The organism is Actinacidiphila sp. bgisy144 (assembly GCF_057708105.1).
In genome coordinates, this window is record NZ_JBYIRM010000021.1 from 17155 (window position 1) to 33958 (window position 16804).

16 protein-coding genes are annotated in these 16804 nt (G+C 72.2%); 4 read left to right on the plus strand and 12 right to left on the minus strand.

Annotation, left to right across the window (positions count from 1 at the left end; genetic code table 11):
- The first annotated feature begins 27 nt into the window (after positions 1-27).
- Together AC3EVP_RS23200 and AC3EVP_RS23205 are read left to right on the plus strand one after the other, a co-directional pair.
- Positions 28-1002, plus strand: coding sequence for an SCO4651 family lipoprotein (locus AC3EVP_RS23200; RefSeq protein ID WP_435132599.1), 975 nt, complete (start codon positions 28-30; stop codon positions 1000-1002).
- Positions 1003-1132: 130 nt separating this feature from the next.
- Complete coding sequence (locus AC3EVP_RS23205) at positions 1133-1306, plus strand: hypothetical protein (RefSeq protein WP_435132601.1); 174 nt, start codon at positions 1133-1135, stop codon at positions 1304-1306.
- A gap of 116 nt (positions 1307-1422) precedes the next feature.
- Here the strand turns inward: AC3EVP_RS23205 and AC3EVP_RS23210 are convergent, their stop codons facing one another.
- A complete protein-coding gene (locus AC3EVP_RS23210) occupies positions 1423-1755 on the minus strand; it encodes a metal-sensitive transcriptional regulator (RefSeq protein WP_335981213.1) in 333 nt (110 codons plus the stop codon).
- A gap of 184 nt (positions 1756-1939) precedes the next feature.
- Here AC3EVP_RS23210 and AC3EVP_RS23215 point away from each other — a divergent pair, with 184 nt between their 5' ends.
- Together AC3EVP_RS23215 and AC3EVP_RS23220 are read left to right on the plus strand one after the other, a co-directional pair.
- Positions 1940-2560: a DUF47 domain-containing protein gene (locus AC3EVP_RS23215; protein WP_202235181.1), complete on the plus strand. Its 621-nt coding sequence runs from the start codon at positions 1940-1942 to the stop codon at positions 2558-2560.
- A gap of 5 nt (positions 2561-2565) precedes the next feature.
- Positions 2566-3561, plus strand: a complete 996-nt coding sequence (locus tag AC3EVP_RS23220) for an inorganic phosphate transporter (RefSeq protein ID WP_335981214.1) — start codon at positions 2566-2568, stop codon at positions 3559-3561.
- Positions 3562-3719: 158 nt separating this feature from the next.
- On the opposite strand, the gene pstB is transcribed toward AC3EVP_RS23220, so the two are convergent.
- The 11 genes from pstB to AC3EVP_RS23275 form a co-directional block, all read right to left on the minus strand.
- Positions 3720-4496, minus strand: a complete 777-nt coding sequence (pstB, locus tag AC3EVP_RS23225) for a phosphate ABC transporter ATP-binding protein PstB (protein ID WP_335981215.1) — start codon at positions 4494-4496, stop codon at positions 3720-3722.
- Between the two features lie 43 nt (positions 4497-4539).
- On the minus strand, positions 4540-5622 hold the full coding sequence (gene pstA, locus AC3EVP_RS23230) for a phosphate ABC transporter permease PstA (protein WP_335981216.1): 1083 nt from the start codon (positions 5620-5622) through the stop codon (positions 4540-4542).
- On the minus strand, positions 5619-6605 hold the full coding sequence (pstC, locus tag AC3EVP_RS23235) for a phosphate ABC transporter permease subunit PstC (RefSeq protein WP_335981217.1): 987 nt from the start codon (positions 6603-6605) through the stop codon (positions 5619-5621). Before pstC ends, pstA begins: the two co-directional genes overlap by 4 nt.
- Positions 6606-6713: 108 nt before the next feature.
- The gene (pstS, locus tag AC3EVP_RS23240) at positions 6714-7859 is read right to left on the minus strand and encodes a phosphate ABC transporter substrate-binding protein PstS (protein ID WP_435132606.1); all 1146 of its coding nucleotides are present in this window, start codon (positions 7857-7859) and stop codon (positions 6714-6716) included.
- Positions 7860-8201: 342 nt separating this feature from the next.
- Positions 8202-8630 carry an NUDIX hydrolase gene (locus tag AC3EVP_RS23245; RefSeq protein ID WP_435132609.1) on the minus strand — a complete coding sequence of 143 codons (429 nt, stop codon included), beginning with the start codon at positions 8628-8630 and terminating at the stop codon, positions 8202-8204.
- Positions 8618-9691 carry a CHAD domain-containing protein gene (locus AC3EVP_RS23250; RefSeq protein ID WP_435132612.1) on the minus strand — a complete coding sequence of 358 codons (1074 nt, stop codon included), beginning with the start codon at positions 9689-9691 and terminating at the stop codon, positions 8618-8620. Before AC3EVP_RS23250 ends, AC3EVP_RS23245 begins: the two co-directional genes overlap by 13 nt.
- 64 nt (positions 9692-9755) lie before the next feature.
- Entirely contained in the window at positions 9756-12011 is a 2256-nt protein-coding gene (locus AC3EVP_RS23255; RefSeq protein WP_435132614.1) for an RNA degradosome polyphosphate kinase, read from the minus strand.
- A gap of 263 nt (positions 12012-12274) precedes the next feature.
- Positions 12275-13204, minus strand: a complete 930-nt coding sequence (mshD, locus tag AC3EVP_RS23260) for a mycothiol synthase (protein ID WP_435132616.1) — start codon at positions 13202-13204, stop codon at positions 12275-12277.
- Complete coding sequence (locus tag AC3EVP_RS23265) at positions 13201-14397, minus strand: MFS transporter (RefSeq protein WP_435132619.1); 1197 nt, start codon at positions 14395-14397, stop codon at positions 13201-13203. Before AC3EVP_RS23265 ends, mshD begins: the two co-directional genes overlap by 4 nt.
- A gap of 112 nt (positions 14398-14509) precedes the next feature.
- The gene (locus tag AC3EVP_RS23270) at positions 14510-15955 is read right to left on the minus strand and encodes a sensor histidine kinase (RefSeq protein ID WP_435132621.1); all 1446 of its coding nucleotides are present in this window, start codon (positions 15953-15955) and stop codon (positions 14510-14512) included.
- Positions 15952-16695 (minus strand): response regulator transcription factor, encoded by a 744-nt coding sequence (locus tag AC3EVP_RS23275; RefSeq protein WP_435132624.1) that lies wholly within the window; start codon positions 16693-16695, stop codon positions 15952-15954. The genes AC3EVP_RS23270 and AC3EVP_RS23275 overlap by 4 nt, the downstream gene beginning before the upstream one ends.
- Positions 16696-16804: the final 109 nt, after the last annotated feature.

A 16804-nucleotide genomic window follows, 5' to 3' on the forward strand; every position in this document is an offset into this window, starting at 1 on the left:
TGGGGCGGGTGCAGGGATGGACGGGCGATGGTGGCAGCGGTGACCCCAGCGGCGGGCACGACGGGTGTGGCGGGTGCGACAGCAGGCGGCGGCGCGAGGGGCCCCCACCGCCCGCGCCGCGGCACACGCGGGCGGGGCGGGCCGCACGCCGCCGCGGTCGCCGCACTGGCGTGTGCGGCGGCGCTGACCACCGGCTGCGGCGGCCCGGCCGCCGGCCGCGCCGCCGGCGCGGCCCCCGCGGACGCCGCCCAGACCCGCGCGGTCACCAGCGCCGCGGACACCCTGGTCGGCGCCGGCAGTTCCAAGGTGGCCACCGCGATGCGGATGGCCAGCGGCGGCACCTGGGTCACCATCACCGGCACCGGCGGCTTCGACTACGCCAGGCGGCAGGGCGAACTGGTGGTGCTGCTGCCCAAGGACGCGGTCGGCAAGGAGGAGCACAAGCCGATCACCGAGCTGATGACGCCCGGCGCGCTCTACATGAAGAACCGCGGCGCGGGCGTCCCCGCCGACAAATGGGTGCGGGTGGACACCACCCGCCTGCCCGACGGGAACCTGGTCACCGGCGGCGCCACCGAACCGCTGGCCGCTGCCGAACTGCTGCGCGGCGCCGAGGACGTGACGTACTCCGGCACCGAGCAGCTGCAAGGCGTCCGGGTGCGGCACTTCCGCGGCACCACCGACATCGCCAGAGCCGCCCGGATCGCCCCGACCGCCGTCCGGGGCCCGCTGAGCGCCGCCGCGAAGGGCTTCACGGTGACCCGGGTGCCCTTCGACGCCTGGCTCGACGCCCAGGGCCGGCTGCGCAAACTCACCCAGCGGTTCACGATGAGCCCCTCGCCGGCGTCCGGCGGCGCCGCGAGCACGCCGTCCGCCCGCCAGGACCCGGGCGTGACCGTCACCGCCACCACTACCTACGACGGCTTCGGCACCCCCGTCGCGGTCACCATGCCGAACAGTGCGGACATCTGGACCGGAAAGATCGTTTCTGCCACCTCCTAGGTCCCGCCCCGCCGGATCGGGCCTGCTGGAAATGGTCCATCCGTGCCATGCGCCGGGCCGCGTACGGTCCCTACGCTTGATGACGGCCGTTCACAGGCGTATGGGGACGCGTAGCGAAGGTGGTGCGGGTATGGCGCCGTCACTCATGACCTCGGTGCAGGACGATCCGGTGGCACTGGCCGAGATCGATCTGTACGGCGAGCTGATGATCGCCGCTTCCGCCACCGTCGAGGAGCGGTTGAGCTCCGACCGCATCGACGAGGTGCTGGACGTCGCCCGCGTCCGCCCGGTCCGGGCGAACTAGGAGGACTCAGGAGCCCTCCGGCGGCAGCGCGAGCCAGGGCGGCGGCGCCGCCGCGGCCGGGCCGCCCCGGACCCGACCCGACCCCCTTGAGCACCGCGGGCCCCGCGCCGCGGTGCTCAGGTGCGCAGCAGCCGCGCTATCGCCGCCGTCGCCTCGGCGACCTTCTCGTCGATCTCCGGCCCGCCCCCGACCGCGGCCGCGGCCACGCAGTGCCGCAGGTGCTCCTCCAGCAGCTGGAGCGCGAAGGACTGCAACCCCTTGGTGCTCGCCGAGACCTGGGTGAGGATGTCGATGCAGTAGACGTCCTCCTCGACCATCCGCTGCAACCCGCGCAGCTGGCCCTCGATCCTGCGCAGCCTCTTGAGGTGGGCTTCTTTGTCATGGCTGTAGCCATGCGGCCCGTGCGGCTTCACAATCTCCCCGGCGACGCCTTCCGTGGCCATCCGCATGCCCGCCCTTCTGTCCCGTTATACCCCCGATGGGTATACCTTACCGAATCGATACCCTGTGCGAGGCATCCCCTGACGGGGGGACTTCGTCCAATGGGCGACACTGGTGGACGCCGGTCAGTGGCGACCGCATGATGCACCTAGCATCAACGAGACCGAAACTCATGCACCCCGAGGACCTCACGTGCGCTTTCGTCTGACCCCCAGGGAGACGAGCTTCTATGACATGTTCGCCGCTTCCGCGGACAACATCGTCACCGGTTCGAAGCTCCTGATGGAACTGCTCGGGGCCGATGCGCCGACCCGGACCGAGATCGCAGAACGCATGAGGGCGGCCGAGCACGCCGGGGACGACGCGACCCACGCGATCTTCCACCAGCTCAACTCCTCCTTCATCACGCCCTTCGACCGGGAGGACATCTACACCCTCGCCGGCTCGCTCGACGACATCATGGACTTCATGGAGGAGGCCGTCGACCTGGTCGTCCTCTACAACGTGGAGGAACTGCCCAAGGGCGTCGAGCAGCAGATCGAGGTGCTGGCCAGGGCGGCCGAGCTGACCGCCGAGGCGATGCCGAACCTGCGCACCATGGCCAACCTCACGGAGTACTGGATCGAGGTCAACCGGCTGGAGAACCAGGCCGACCAGATCCACCGCAAACTGCTCGCCCACCTGTTCAACGGCAAGTACGACGCCATCGAGGTGCTCAAGCTGAAGCAGATCGTCGACGTGTTGGAAGAGGCTGCCGACGCGTTCGAGCACGTCGCCAACACGGTGGAGACCATCGCGGTCAAGGAGTCCTGACCTTCGTGGACACCTTCGCTCTGGTCGTGACCATCGGGGTCGCGCTCTTCTTCACCTACACCAACGGCTTCCACGACTCGGCGAACGCCATCGCCACCTCGGTCTCCACCCGCGCCCTGACCCCCAAGGCGGCGCTGGCGATGGCCGCGGTGATGAACCTGCTCGGCGCCTTCCTCGGTTCGAAGGTGGCCGCGACCGTGAGCAAGGGCCTGATCGCCACGCCCGAGGGCCGCCACGGAATGGGCATCCTCTTCGCCGCGCTCGCCGGTGCCATTGTATGGAACCTGGTGACCTGGTACTTCGGGCTGCCGTCGAGTTCAAGCCACGCGCTGTTCGGCGGCCTGGTCGGCGCGGCACTGGCCGGCGGCATCGCGGTGCACTGGAACGGCGTGGTCGACAAGGTCATCGTGCCGATGTTCGTCTCCCCGGTGGTCGGCCTGCTCGTCGGCTACCTGGTGATGCTGGCGATCCTGTGGTTCTTCCGCCGCGCCAACCCGCACAAGGCCAAGCGCGGCTTCCGGATGGCCCAGACCCTCTCGGCGGCCGCGATGGCGCTCGGCCACGGCCTCCAGGACGCCCAGAAGACGATGGGCGTGGTGGTGCTGGCGCTGGTGATCCACGACCCGAGCCGCGGCTTCGGCATCCCGATCTGGGTGAAGCTGATCTGCGCGGCGATGATGTCGCTGGGCACCTACGCGGGCGGCTGGCGGATCATGCGGACCCTCGGCCGCCGGATCATCGACCTCGACCCGCCGCAGGGCTTCGCCGCCGAGACCACCTCCGCGGCGATCCTCTACACGACGTCGTACGTCTTCGCGGCGCCGGTCTCCACCACCCACGTCATCACCTCGGCGATCATGGGCGTGGGGGCGACCAAGCGGGTCAAGGCGGTCCGCTGGGGCGTGGCGAAGAACATCGTCGGCGGCTGGTTCATCACGATGCCCGCCGCGGCGGTCGTCGCCGCCGTCTGCTTCTACGTGGTCCAGCTGATCTTCGGCTGATCGGCTTGGCCGGTTTCCGCCGTTCCCGGTCCCCGGTGCCGGTGTACGCGAGTCCATGGGGCGGCGCATGCGAAGGGCCCCGGCCCCCGTCGAAGGGGAACCGGGGCCCTCGCGCCCTGCGGTGGCACCGCCATGCAGCACCGCACGGCGTCTGGGGATCAGCCGAAACGGCCGGAGATGTAGTCCTCGGTCGCCTGCACCGACGGGTTGGCGAAGATCTTCTCGGTCTCGTCGATCTCGATCAGCTTGCCGGGCTGCCCGACAGCGGCCAGATTGAAGAACGCGGTACGGTCCGACACGCGCGCGGCCTGCTGCATGTTGTGCGTGACGATCACGATGGTGAAGCGTTCCTTCAGCTCCCCGATCAGGTCCTCGATGGCGAGGGTGGAGATCGGGTCGAGCGCGGAGCACGGCTCGTCCATCAGCAGCACCTCGGGCTCGACCGCGATCGCGCGGGCGATGCACAGCCGCTGCTGCTGGCCGCCGGAGAGCCCCGAGCCGGGCTTGTTCAGCCGGTCCTTGACCTCGTTCCACAGGTTGGCGCCCTTGAGGGACTTCTCGACGATGGAGTCGAGCTCGCCCTTCTTGCGGACGCCGTTCAGCCGCAGGCCGGCCGCCACGTTGTCGTAGATCGACATGGTGGGGAAGGGGTTGGGGCGCTGGAAGACCATGCCGACGGTGCGCCGGACCGTCACCGGGTCCACGCCGCTGCCGTACAGGTTCTCGTCGTCCAGCAGCACCTGGCCCTCGACACGGCCGCCGGGGGTGACCTCGTGCATGCGGTTCAGGGTGCGCAGGAAGGTGGACTTGCCGCAGCCGGACGGGCCGATGAAGGCGGTCACGGAGCCGGGCTCGACGGTCATCGAGATGTCGTCGATGGCCTTGTGGCTGCCGTAGTAGGCGGACAGGCCGCTGACGTCGATTCGCTTGGCCATGGTGGGGATCACTTCATTTCTGCTAGGTCTGCTGATGGCCGCGTCAGCGACCTGAGTGCTTCGGCGCCTTCCAGCGCGCGATGAGCCGGGCCACGAGGTTCAGGATCATCACGAAGGCGATCAGGACCAGGGCCGCGCCCCAGGCGCGGGCGTAGCTCGCGGGGTTGCCGTCCACGTACTGCTGGTAGATGTAGAACGGCAGCGATTCCTGCGGGCCCTTGAAGGGGTTGTTGTTGATGTACTGGGCGCCGTAGATCAGCAGGGCGACCGGGGCGCTCTCGCCGGCGATCCGGGAGAGGGCCAGCATCACGCCGGTGGTGATGCCGCCGATCGCGGTGGGGACGACCACCTTGGTGATGGTCCGCCACTTCGGCACGCCCAGCGCGTAGGAGGCCTCGCGCAGCTCGTTGGGGACGAGCTTGAGCATCTCCTCGGTGGAGCGGACCACGATCGGCGTCATCAGGATGGCCAGTGCCAGCGAGCCGGCGAAGCCGGACTGCGGTGCCTTGTCGAAGGCGATGAACCACAGCGACAGGATGAACAGGCCCGCCACGATCGACGGGATGCCGGTCATCACGTCGACGAAGAAGGTGACCACCTTGGCGAGCAGGCCCCGGCCGTACTCGACCAGGTAGACCGCGGTGAGGATGCCCAGCGGGGCGGCGATGGCCGCGGCGATCGCGACCTGCTCCACGGTGCCGATGATGGCGTGGTAGATGCCGCCGCCGGGCTGGATGGTGAGCACGTTCTTCATCGAGTGCGTCAGGAACGTGCCGTCGATCACGCCGGCGCCCTGCTTGATCGTCGTCTCGATCAGCGAGTACAGCGGCAGCACGGCGAGGATGAACGCGGACCAGACCAGGCTGGTGGCCACCCGGTCCTTGGCCTGGCGGCGGCCCTCGACCTGGGCGGTGATCACGTACGACCCGACCACGAAGAGCAGCAGGGCGATCAGGCCCCACTGGATGTGGCTGTCCAGGCCGGCCCCGGCGCCGATGGCCACGGCCACCACGATCGAGCCGACCGCGATCGCGGGCGGGGTCCAGCGCGGCAGCCGCCGGGTCGCCAGGTGCCTGGTGGCGGGCACGGCGGCGGACGACGTCGCGTCGACAGCGGTCTCGGTCATGCGTTGGCCCCCGAGTACTCCTTGCGCCGGGCGATGATCAGCCGGGCGGCTCCGTTGACCAGGAGCGTGATGACGAACAGCACCAGGCCGGACGCGATCAGCGCGTCCCGGCCGTACTCGGTGGCCTCACCGAACTTGGCGACGATGTTCTGGGAGAAGGTGCCGCCGGCCGGGTCCAGCAGGTGGGCGCTGAGCGTCGGCGACGCGGACAGCACGGTGGCCACCGCCATGGTCTCGCCGAGCGCGCGGCCCAGGCCGAGCATCGAGGCGGAGATGATGCCGGAGCGGGCGAAGGGGAGCACCGACATGCGGATGACCTCCCAGCGGGTCGCGCCGAGCGCGAGTGCCGCCTCCTCGTGCATCTTCGGCACCTGCCGGATGACCTCGCGGCTGACGTTGGTGATGATCGGCAGGATCATGATCGCCAGCAGGATGCCCACCGTGAACAGCGAGCGCGGGGTGGAGTTCGGGTCGTCCTTGTGGAAGATGACCGTCCAGCCCAGGTAGTGGTTGAGCCACAGGTTCAGGCCGCGCAGGTGCGGCACCAGGAAGAGCGCGCCCCACAGGCCGTAGATGATGCTGGGCACCGCGGCGAGCAGGTCGATCACGTACGCGATCACGTCGCCGAGCCGGCGCGGCGCGTAGTGCGTGATGAACAGCGCGATGCCGACCGCGATGGGCACGGCGATGGCCATGGCGATCACCGCGCTGACCACGGTGCCGTAGGCGAGGACCGCGATGCCGAACTTCGGCGGCGTCAGCGCTGCGTTCCACTCGAAGGTGGTGAAGAAGTTCGCGTGGTCCTTGGAGATGGCGTTGACCGCGCGGACGGTCAGGAAGAGCGCGATGGCGCCCATGATGACGAGGACGAAGATGCCCGAGCCGCGGGAGAGCCCGGCGAAGATCCGGTCGCCCGGGCGGGTGACGGTCTTCGTGCTGCTGGGCGGCGGCGGGGCGGCGGGGGGCGGTGCGGTGGTTGTCATGGGGAACTCCGGTCTGGGGTGGGGGAGGTGGCTCCCCCGGCGGCGGTGCACCGGATGTGCGGCGGGCCCCGCGGTGGTCGTGCCGACCGCGGGGCCCGCCGCCCTGGATCAGGACAGGGCGGAGATGGCGGAGCGGACCTTCGTGGCGATCGCGTCCGGCAGCGGGGCGTAGCCGGCGCTCGCCAGCTGGCCCTGGCCGTCGGCGCTGGCGATGTAGTTCAGGAAGGACTTCGTCAGCGGCAGGGTGTCGGACTTGTTGCCCTTGTCGCAGGCGATCTCGTACGTCACCAGGACGATCGGGTAGGCGTTGTCCGCCTTGGTGGTGTACGCGGCGCTCAGGTCGAGGGCCAGGTCGGAGCCGGTGCCGACGACCTTGGCCTGCGCGATGCCCGCGGAGGCGTTGGCGCTGGTGGCCTCGACCGGCTGCGAGGCGCCGGTGGCGATCTTGACGGTCGGGATCTGGTCGGCGGTCGCGTAGGACAGCTCGAAGTAGCCGATCGCGCCCTCGGTCTGCTTGACCTGCGAGGCCACACCGGAGGACTGGGCGACGGCCTGGCCGCCCTTGCCCGCCCACGCCTTGGCGTGCGGGTAGGGCCAGTCGGCCTTGGCCGCGCCACCGAGGTACTTGGTGAGGTTGTCGGTGGTGCCGGAGTCGTCCTGGCGGTGGAAGCTCTGGATCTTGGTGCTCGGCAGGTTGGCGCTCGGGTTGAGCTTCTTGATCGCCGGGTCGTTCCAGGTGGTGATCTTGCTGTTGAAGATCTTCGCCAGGGTCGGGGCGTCCAGCACGAGGTTGCTCACACCGGGCAGGTTGTAGCCGATGGCGATCGGGCCGCCGACCATCGGGAGGTCGATGCCCTCGCCGCTGGTGCACACCTTCTTCGACGAGGTGATCTCGTCGGCGGCGAGCGGGGAGTCGGAACCGGCGAAGGCGTCGGTGCCCTGGTTGAAGTCGATGACGCCCTGACCGGACGACGACGCCTTGTAGTTGATCGTCGCGCCGGAACACGCCTGCTGGTAGTTCTTCACCCAGGCTTCCATCGCGTTCTGCTGCGCGGTGGAACCGGAGGACAGGATCTGGCCCTTGGCGCAGGAGATCGACGACGCGGCGGACGAGCTGGACGAGCTGCTGCTCGACGACGAGGAGCTGCTGCTGTCGTTGTTGTCCGAACCGCAGGCGGTCAGGACCAGCGCGCCGGTAATCGCCGCCGCGCCGACGGTCAGGGCCCGCATTCCGGTCTTACGCTGAAGCTTCACCTTCGTGTGTTCCTTCCAAAAGCCCGCCGGTGGACGGCGAAGCACAGGGTTTGGTTTTCTGCATCCACCCGGCGCGAGTGCTGCTCACCGGTAAGGCCGAAATTAGGGAGATCAGATGAAGCGACCGACGGGGGAGGGTGAACGCGAGGTGAACCTCGTCCGTCGGTGTGGTGGCCCCCTGAGCAGGCCGAGCCCCCAGGTGCCAGGTGGGGCGAACGGGGAGCGGGTGACCTGGGCACGCCTCGGCCGCGCCGCGGCGGGGCGCCCGGGAGCAGGGGTCTACGCGCGTGGCCCGGCGGGTGTTCGGGGGCCGCGGACGGGGGCCTGAGGGGGCCTGAGGGGTCAGCCCTGGAGGGCGTTCAGGAGGGCGGCGATCAGCGCGCGGTCGCGGTCGTGGGTGAGGCGCCGGCGGGCCGCGTCGGGGGGCAGCCAGGCGATGCGGTCGACCTCGTCGTTGGGCGAGAAGGGCGGCGCGGTGGCGGCGGAGGGCGCCTGGGCGGCCCAGTAGCGGACCTCCTTGGGGCGCCCGGCGGTCCAGTAGTACGACGCGGGCAGCGGCGTGCCGAGCACGCACGCCACACCGGTCTCCTCGAGGGTCTCGCGCACCGCGGCGGCCGCGTGGTCCTCGCCGCGCTTCAGCTTGCCCTTGGGCAGGCTCCAGTCGTCGTACCGGGGCCGGTGGACGAGCGCGATCTCGACCCCGGCGCCGTGTGCGGCGTGCCGCCACAGCACGGTGCCCGCCGCCTGCACCGTGGTGCTCACGACTGCCACAGCCGGGAGAAGGCGAACCGGGCGGCCTCCACTTCGTGCCGCTGGTCGGCGTGGAGCACACCCAGCGCGTAGGCGGTCGCCGGGGCGATCCGGGGGGTGCGGGCCGCGGCGGCGACCGCGGCAGCCGACTCGGCGGCCTCGTGGTGCCGTTGGAGGACCAGCGCGGCCTCGGCCAGCCGCGGGTCGCCGTGGCCGCCGGCCCCGGGCACCTCGGCGGCGTACCGGCTCAGCCGCAGCAGTATGCGCACCTGGTGCCAGGGCGCGTCCTGGAGGTCGGCGGTGAGGTCGGCGCCGAGCGCGGCCTGCACCGCCTCGGCGTTGTACGGGTGCCCGGCCCGGCGCAGCGGCAGCGTGCCGGCCGCGTCGGCGAGCCGGGTGTGCGCCTGCCCGGCCAGCGGCGGCAGCACCTGGTCGGCGGGCTCGGCGGCCCGCGCGGTCAGCGGCACCTCGGAGGCGAGCAGCGCGATGGAGTCGGCCAGCGCGTGGAAGCGCGCCGAGCCCATCGCCTGCAAGGTCGCCGAGTGCGCCCGGGTACGGGCCAGGGTGAGCTGCCGCTCCAGCAGCGCGGCGGCCCGCGCCGCCCCGACCGCCAGCGGCCCGGAGGACTGGGCCGGCACGGTGCCGCGCGCGGCGACCGCCGCGCCGGCGGACCGGCGCGCGCCGCCGGCCGGCTCCGCACCGGCGCCGCCGTCCGCGCCCTGGGGGAGCGGCGCCGCCGCGGCGGTCAGCGCCTCCTCGGCCGGGGCGAGCACCGACAGCCGGCGCAGCGCGTCCAGCAGCCGGCCCAGCCGCACCGCGTACTGCGGCTCGCGGCCGAGGGTGGCGCCGAGCCAGCCCAGCTCGGTGCGCATCGGCTCGGCCCACGCGGGGTCGGTCAGCACGCCGTAGGTGTGCAGCACACCGGCGATCCGCCGGGCACTGCCGCGCAGCAGCGCGTCCGCGGTGTCCTCGTCGTCGCCGCGCAGGCCGAGCCCGCGCAGGAACGCGGTCGCCTGCGTGCGCAGGTAGGACGACAGGGCCTCGCCCGCGTTCCCGTCGTCGAGCCCCGTGCTGACGCCCACCGTGCCGCTCCCCGTGTCCGTGCCGTCGCCCGGTCGACCGGGGATCTGCTGTGCGAGCAGGTTGCTATGTTGCTGCTGACGGGCCACGCCGGCGCCTCCGGGCGTCGATGAGCATTTCCTGGACGTTGCGCAGCGGACGGCCCTCGGAGTCGGTGCTGTGCCGGGTCCAGTCGCCGTCGGCCGCCAGGTGCCAGGACGAGGTCGCGTCCGACATCCCGGTCTCCAGCAGTCCGTCGAGGGTGGCGCGGTGGACCGGGTCGGTGACCCGGACCAGCGCCTCGATCCGGCGGTCGAGGTTGCGGTGCATCATGTCGGCGCTGCCGATCCACACCTCCGGCTCGCCGCCGTTGCCGAAGACGAAGACCCGGGAGTGCTCCAGGAACCGGCCCAGCACGCTGCGCACCCGGATGTTCTCCGACAGGCCCGGCACTCCCGGTCTGACCGCGCAGATGCCCCGGACCCAGATGTCGACCGGCACACCGGCCTGGGAGGCGCGGTAGAGCGCGTCGACCACCACTTCGTCGACGATCGAGTTGACCTTGATCCGCACGGAGGCCGGGCGCCCGGCGCGGTGGTGGCCGATCTCGGCGAGGATGCGCTGGATCAGGCCGTCGCGCAGGCTGCGCGGGGCGACCAGCAGCCGGTTGTACGTCTCGCGGCGCGAGTACCCCGACAGCCGGTTGAACAGGTGGGACAGGTCGGCGCCGACCTTGGGGTCGGCGGTGAGCAGGCCCAGGTCCTCGTAGAGCCGCGCGGTCTTCGGGTGGTAGTTGCCGGTGCCGACGTGGCTGTAGCGGCGCAGGGTGTCGCCTTCCTGGCGGACCACCAGAGACAGCTTGCAGTGCGTCTTGAGGCCGACCAGGCCGTAGACGACGTGGCAGCCGGCCTCCTCCAGCTTGCGGGCCCACTTGATGTTGGCCTGCTCGTCGAAGCGCGCCTTGATCTCGACCAGCACCAGCACCTGCTTGCCGGCCTCGGCCGCGTCGATCAGCGCGTCCACGATCGGCGAGTCGCCGGAGGTGCGGTAGAGGGTCTGCTTGATGGCCAGCACGTCGGGGTCGGCGGCGGCCTGGTCGAGGAAGGACTGCACCGAGGTGGAGAACGAGTCGTACGGGTGGTGCAGCAGGATGTCCCGCTCGCGCATCGCGGCGAAGATGTCCGGCGGCGTGGCCGACTCGACCTCCGCGAGGTCGCGGTGGGTGCCGGCGACGTACGGCGGGAACTTCAGCTCCTCGCGGTCCAGCGCGGCGATCGCGAACAGGCCGGTCAGGTCGAGCGGGCCGGGCAGCGGGTAGACCTCGGTGTGCTTCATCTTCAGCTCGTGCACGAGCAGGTCGAGCACACGCGGGGCGATCGACTCCTCGACCTCCAGCCGGACCGGGGGCCCGAAGCGGCGCCGCATCAGCTCCTTCTCCAGCGCCTGGAGGAGGTTCTCCGCGTCGTCCTCCTCGACCTCCAGGTCCTCGTTACGGGTGACCCGGAACATGTGGTGGTCCAGCACCTCCATGCCCGGGAACAGCTCGTCGAGGTGGGCGGCGATCACGTCCTCCAGCGGGACGTACCGCTGCGGGCTCGCCTCCAGCAGCCGGGACAGGATCGGCGGCACCTTCACCCGGGCGAAGTGCTCGTGCCCGGAGACCGGGTTGCGCACCACCACCGCGAGGTTCAGCGACAGGCCGGAGATGTACGGGAAGGGGTGCGCCGGGTCGACCGCCAGCGGGGTCAGCACCGGGAAGATCTGCTTGCGGAAGAGCGTGGCCAGCCGGGCCTGCTCCTGGCCGGTGAGGTCGCCCCAGCGGATGACGTGGATGCCCTCGTCGGCGAGCTGCGGGCCGACGTCGTTCTGGAAGCAGGCGGCGTGCCGGGCCATGAGCTCGCGCGAGCGGGTCAGGATCAGGTCCAGCACGTCGCGCGGCTGGAGGCCCGACGCGGAGCGGGTGGCGACCCCGGTGGCCATGCGGCGCTTGAGGCCGGCCACGCGGACCATGAAGAACTCGTCGAGGTTGCTGGCGAATATCGCCAGGAAGTTCGCCCGCTCCAGCAGCGGGGTGGTCGGGTCCTCGGCGAGTTCGAGGACCCGTTCGTTGAACGCCAGCCAGCTGCGCTCGCGGTCCAGGAAGCGGCCCTGCGGCAGCTCCTCGCCGAACTCCTCGCCGGCCGCGGCGAGGCTGGGCGGCTCGGGGTCGAGGTCGGGGACGACGCGCGGGCGGAAGGTGCCGTCGGGGGTGCTGAAATCGGTGCCGTTCGCGGTGTGCCCGGTGCCGCTCGGCGCGGGCTGTGCGGCCTGCGCGGGTACATTCGGGTGATTTGTCTGGGCCATGGGTTGCGCGCCCTCCTCCGGTTCCGGCACATCCGCCACATCGGCGGCCCCCGTGCGGCGGCCGACGGCCGTCGCTCCATTGTCCCGTGTACCTGCGGGTTCCGGCAGGTCGGGCGGGGGAGTGGGGGTCGGGGCAGCGTGCTGCACCCGGCGATGTTCGCAAGCGCGGTTGAATGACCGGTAAAGAGAGCGTTGCCGTCAGGCAAGCGGGGTGCTTCCAGCGAGGGTGCCCCGGCCCCCCGGACGGCCCGCCGCTTTCCGGGTCATTCCTCGGTGCGGTACATCAGGTCGGTTTCGTGGGTGGTGAAGCCGAGGCGCTCGTAGACGGCGACGGCGGGGGCGTTGTCGGCGTCGACGTAGAGCATCGCGGTGCCCAGCCCGCGCTCGCGCGCCAGGTGCCGCAGCCCGATCGCGGTGAGCGCCCGGCCGAGGCCGCTGCCCTGCTCGTCCGGGGCGACCCCGACCACGTAGACCTCGCCGAGCCCCTCCGGCCGGTGCACCTTGGTCCAGTGGAAGCCGACCGGGGCAGGGCCGCGGAAGGCGAGGAAGAAGCCGGCCGGGTCGAACCAGGGCTCGGCGATCCGGTCGTCCAGGTCGGCCCGGGTGATCCCGCCCTGCTCGGGGTGGTGGGCGAAGGCCGCCGCATTGACCGCGAGCCAGGCCGCCTCGTCCTGGCCGGGCACGAAGGTGCGCACCTCGACCCCCTCCGGCAGCCGCGGCTCGGGCAGCCCGGTCAGCTCCGGGTCGAGCGGGCGGCGCATCTGCCGCAGCTCGCGGAAGAGCCGCAGGCCCAGCTGCCGGGCCAGGTGCCGGGCGGCCGGGTGGCCGCCGTGCGCCCACACCCGCAGCCGCCGGCCGGTGGCGGCCAGCAGTTCCGCGGCCAGCGCCTGGCCGTGGCCCCGCGAGCGGCGCCGGGGATGCACCAGGAACTCCGCGGCAGGCGCCTCCACCGGGTCGGTGCCGTCGATCTGCCCGTACCCGGTCAGCTCCTCCGCCCCGCCGCCGTCCGGGCCCGGCGTCCACAGCAGCAGGTGCCGCACGCCGGGCCGGCCGGCGTTGCGCAGGTGCAGCCGGCCCTGCTCGGAGACGGCCGGCTGGCCGTCCTCCGCGGCGGCCGCCGCGATCAGGTCGAAGACGGCTCGGGCGGCGTCGGCGGGCAGGTCGGTGAAGGTCTCGATACGGCGGTCGGTCATGCCGTGATCGTACGGCTCCGCTCCGTCCCGTCCTCGGGCGCCACTTGCCGCCGTACCGGGATGATCGCCGCCGAGGCGCAGGCGGTCGCGGCGGCCAGCACGAAGCCCGGCCAGTAGGCGGTCGCCGAGATCAGCGCGGCCATCGCCGGGGGCACCACGGCGGCGGTCAGGTTCTGCCCGGTGTTGTGCACGCCCAGCGCCCGGCCGGACCAGGCCGGTCCGGCCCGCTCGGCGGTGGAGGTGAAGGACAGGCCGTTGGTGCTGGCCGAGATGCCGATCGCGACCACCAGCAGCGCCGGGGTCAGCGGCGACGGGAAGGCCGTGGTCAGCGCGGTGGCCCCGATCACCGCGGCGGTGAGGACGGCGAGCTGCCGCATCGGGCGCAGCCGCTCGCCGACCGCGTCGGACCAGCGGCCGACCAGGATACGGGCGAGCGCGCCCAGCCCCTGGGCGGCGGCGATGAGCTGCCCGGCGTGCACCGACGACCAGCCGCGTACGTCGACGAGCAGGACCAGCGCGAACGCCCCGGCGGTGAACTGCGGGATCACCAGCAGCGCGGCCGAGCCGTGGATACGCCACAGCACGTTCGAGCCGCGGTACGGGTTCGGCGCGGGGCCGGCCGCCTCCTTCGCGGTGCGCGCGGGGTCCGCGGCGAACAGCGCGATCAGGACGGCGATCGCCCCGCAGGCGAGGGCGAGGAACCCGATGGCGCCGGGCAGGCCGTGCGCGTCGGACAGCGGCGGCATCGCCAGCGCGGCCACGCCCATGCCCAGCGGCGTGGACGTCTGCCGGATGCCCATGGCCAGGCCGCGCTCCCGCGCGGCGAACCAGCCCATCACCAGCCGGCCGCTGGCGGAGTACACGGAGGCGCCCGCGGCGCCGGCCAGCACCAGCAGCAGCCCGAGCGCGAGCATGCCGTGGGCGACCCACGCGGCCAGTGCCAGGCTGCCCGCCGCCAGGCCCAGGCCGCAGGCGATCACCACCCGCTCGCCCCAGCGGTCGGCCGCCGCGCCCCACAGGTACAGGGCCAGGACGAGCCCGGTGGTGGGCGCCGCGACGAGCAGCCCGACCTCGGTGAGCGAGAGGTGCTCCTGCTTGCGCAGCATGTCGGCGAGGTACGGGATGCCGTACACGAACGCGCAGGCGGCCGTCTGGGCCGCGGTTCCCAGGGCCAGCATCAGCCAGCGGCGCATGGGTGCACCTCCTTGGTAGGTGGTGCACCCAACTATGTCGTCTCGGCCGAGGAATGAGACAGAGTGTTTCGTTATGTGAGACGAGCGAGCCCCGCGCCCGCCCGCGCCCGGCCTACGCCTCCGCCTGCGTCGCGCCCGGCGGCAGCTCCGGCGGTTCGGTCGGCGCGCCCGGCAGCCGCAGCGCCGCCAGGGTGCCGCCGCCCGTCGCCGGGGACAGCGACACCTCGCCGCCGGCCTGCTGCGCGGTGCGCGCCACGATCGACAGGCCCAGCCCGCTGCCCGGCAGCGACCGCGCCGACGGCGACCGCCAGAACCGCTCGAACACGTGCGGCAGCTCCTCCGCCGGGATGCCGGGGCCGTGGTCCCGCACCGTCAGCAGCCCGTCCCGCAACTGCACGTCGATCTCGCCGCCGGGCGGGGAGAACTTCACCGCGTTGTCCATCAGGTTCACGATCGCCCGCTCCAGCGCCGCCGCCTCCGAGCGGACGTACCAGGGCGCCACGTCGGCGGTGATCTTCAGGTCGGGGCCGCGCAGCCGCGCCCGGGCCAGCGCGGTCTGCGTCACCTCGTGCAGCGCGACCACCTTCAGCGTCGGCCCGCTGTCCGGCCGGGACAGCTCCTGGAGGTCGCCGATGAGCGAGGCCAGCTCCGTCATCTGCGCCTTCACCGACGCCAGCAGCGCCCGGCGGTCCTCCGGCGGCAGCGCCCGCCCGGTCGCCTCGCTCCGCTCCAGCAGCTCGATGTTGGTGCGCAGGCTGGTCAGCGGGGTCCGCAGCTCGTGCCCGGCGTCCGCGATCAGCTGCTGCTGCCGGTCCCGGGAGGAGGCCAGCGCGGCCGTCATCGCGTTGAACGACGCGGACAGCCGGGCGATCTCGTCCTGCCCGTCGACCGGGATGCGGACGTTCAGGTCCTCGGTGCGCGCGATGTGCTCCACGGTCTGGGTGAGGTCGTCCACCGGCCGCAGCCCGGTCTGCGCGATCAGCAGCCCGGCGCTGGCCGCGCCGACCGCGCCGATCCCGGTGACGGCGAGCAGCACCCACGCCAGCGTGGTGAGCGGGTCGCTGACGACACTGAGCGGGCGCGCCACGGACAGCGCGATCGGCTGCGGCGGGCCCTGCACGGTCAGTTCGGCGTTGGTGCTCACCGTGTAGACCCGCAGCGCGGTGCCGTGGCTGTGCACGGTGTGCGTCACCGAGACCTGCTGCGGGCCGGTGATCGCCACCGAGCGGTCGGCCTGGGTGGTGGTGAACGTCTTGCTGCCGGAGATCAGGCAGGTCTTGCCGTCGGGCAGCACGATCTGGGCGGACACGCTCGACGGGTTGATGTTGTACTGCCCGTTGTCCGGCGCCTGCGACTGGCAGGTGAACGATCCGAGCCGGCTGGCCCGCTGGAGCTGCTGCTTGGCGTCCTCCAGCCCCTGGCTGAGGGACTTGTCCAGCTGGGAGCTGAGTTCGTTGCGCGTGATCAGCCAGCAGGCCAGCGCGGCCAGCGCCACCGCGACGAGGACCGCGGCCGCCGTCAGGATGGTGAGCCGGGAGCGCAGGGGGAGGCGGTTCACGCGTGCCCGCCGTCGGGGGCGCGCAGCACGTAGCCGACGCCCCGCACGGTGTGCACCAGCCGCGGCATGCCGCCGGCCTCGGTCTTGCGCCGCAGGTACATCACGTACACGTCGAGCGAGTTGGAGGACGGCTCGAAGTCGAAGCCCCACACCGACTTGAGGATCTGCTCCCGGGTGAGGACCTGGCGCGGGTGGGTGAGGAACAGCTCCAGCAGCGTGTACTCGGTGCGGGTCAGCTCCACCGGCTGCCCGGCCCGGGTGACCTCGCGGGTGGCGGTGTCCATCCGCAGGTCGGCGAAGGCGAGCGCGTGGGAGGCCGAGTCGTCGGCCGGGCCCTGCGCACCGGCGTACGAGCTGCGCCGTAGCAGGGCGCGCAGCCGGGCCAGCAGCTCGTCCAGTTCGAACGGCTTGACCAGGTAGTCGTCGGCGCCCGCGTCCAGACCGGTGACCCGGTCGCCGACGGTGTCGCGCGCGGTGAGCATCAGGATCGGCGTGGTCACACCGGTGGACCGCAGCCGCCGGGCGGTGGTCAGGCCGTCCATCCGCGGCATCAGCACGTCCAGCACGATCGCGTCCGGGCGGTAGCTGTCCGCCTGCTCCAGCGCGGCGAGGCCGTCGGCGGCGAGCGCGGTGTCGTACCCCTCGAAGGCCAGGCTGCGGCGCAGCGCCTCCCGTACGGCCGGCTCGTCGTCCACGATCAGCACCCGTGCGGGCGCTTCGGCGCTGTCCCCGTTGCTCATCCGTTCCCTACCTCATGACCCGTCGGTGATGTCCCCAGCCTCGCACGTCCGCCGCGCTTTCCCGGAAGGTCCGCGCCCCGGGCCGCCGGGGGACGGCCGGCGGCCCGGG

What these genes read in the sequence shown, in the direction of transcription:
- AC3EVP_RS23265 (WP_435132619.1), bottom strand. Translation starts at nt 14,397, where the DNA reads ATGCGCCGCTGGCTGATGCTGGCCCTGGGAACCGCGGCCCAGACGGCC.
- pstA (WP_335981216.1), bottom strand. Translation starts at nt 5,622, where the DNA reads ATGACCGAGACCGCTGTCGACGCGACGTCGTCCGCCGCCGTGCCCGCC.
- AC3EVP_RS23205 (WP_435132601.1), top strand. Translation starts at nt 1,133, where the DNA reads ATGGCGCCGTCACTCATGACCTCGGTGCAGGACGATCCGGTGGCACTG.
- pstB (WP_335981215.1), bottom strand. Translation starts at nt 4,496, where the DNA reads ATGGCCAAGCGAATCGACGTCAGCGGCCTGTCCGCCTACTACGGCAGC.
- mshD (WP_435132616.1), bottom strand. Translation starts at nt 13,204, where the DNA reads ATGACCGACCGCCGTATCGAGACCTTCACCGACCTGCCCGCCGACGCC.
- pstC (WP_335981217.1), bottom strand. Translation starts at nt 6,605, where the DNA reads ATGACAACCACCGCACCGCCCCCCGCCGCCCCGCCGCCGCCCAGCAGC.
- AC3EVP_RS23255 (WP_435132614.1), bottom strand. Translation starts at nt 12,011, where the DNA reads ATGGCCCAGACAAATCACCCGAATGTACCCGCGCAGGCCGCACAGCCC.
- AC3EVP_RS23275 (WP_435132624.1), bottom strand. Translation starts at nt 16,695, where the DNA reads ATGAGCAACGGGGACAGCGCCGAAGCGCCCGCACGGGTGCTGATCGTG.
- AC3EVP_RS23210 (WP_335981213.1), bottom strand. Translation starts at nt 1,755, where the DNA reads ATGCGGATGGCCACGGAAGGCGTCGCCGGGGAGATTGTGAAGCCGCAC.
- AC3EVP_RS23200 (WP_435132599.1), top strand. Translation starts at nt 28, where the DNA reads ATGGTGGCAGCGGTGACCCCAGCGGCGGGCACGACGGGTGTGGCGGGT.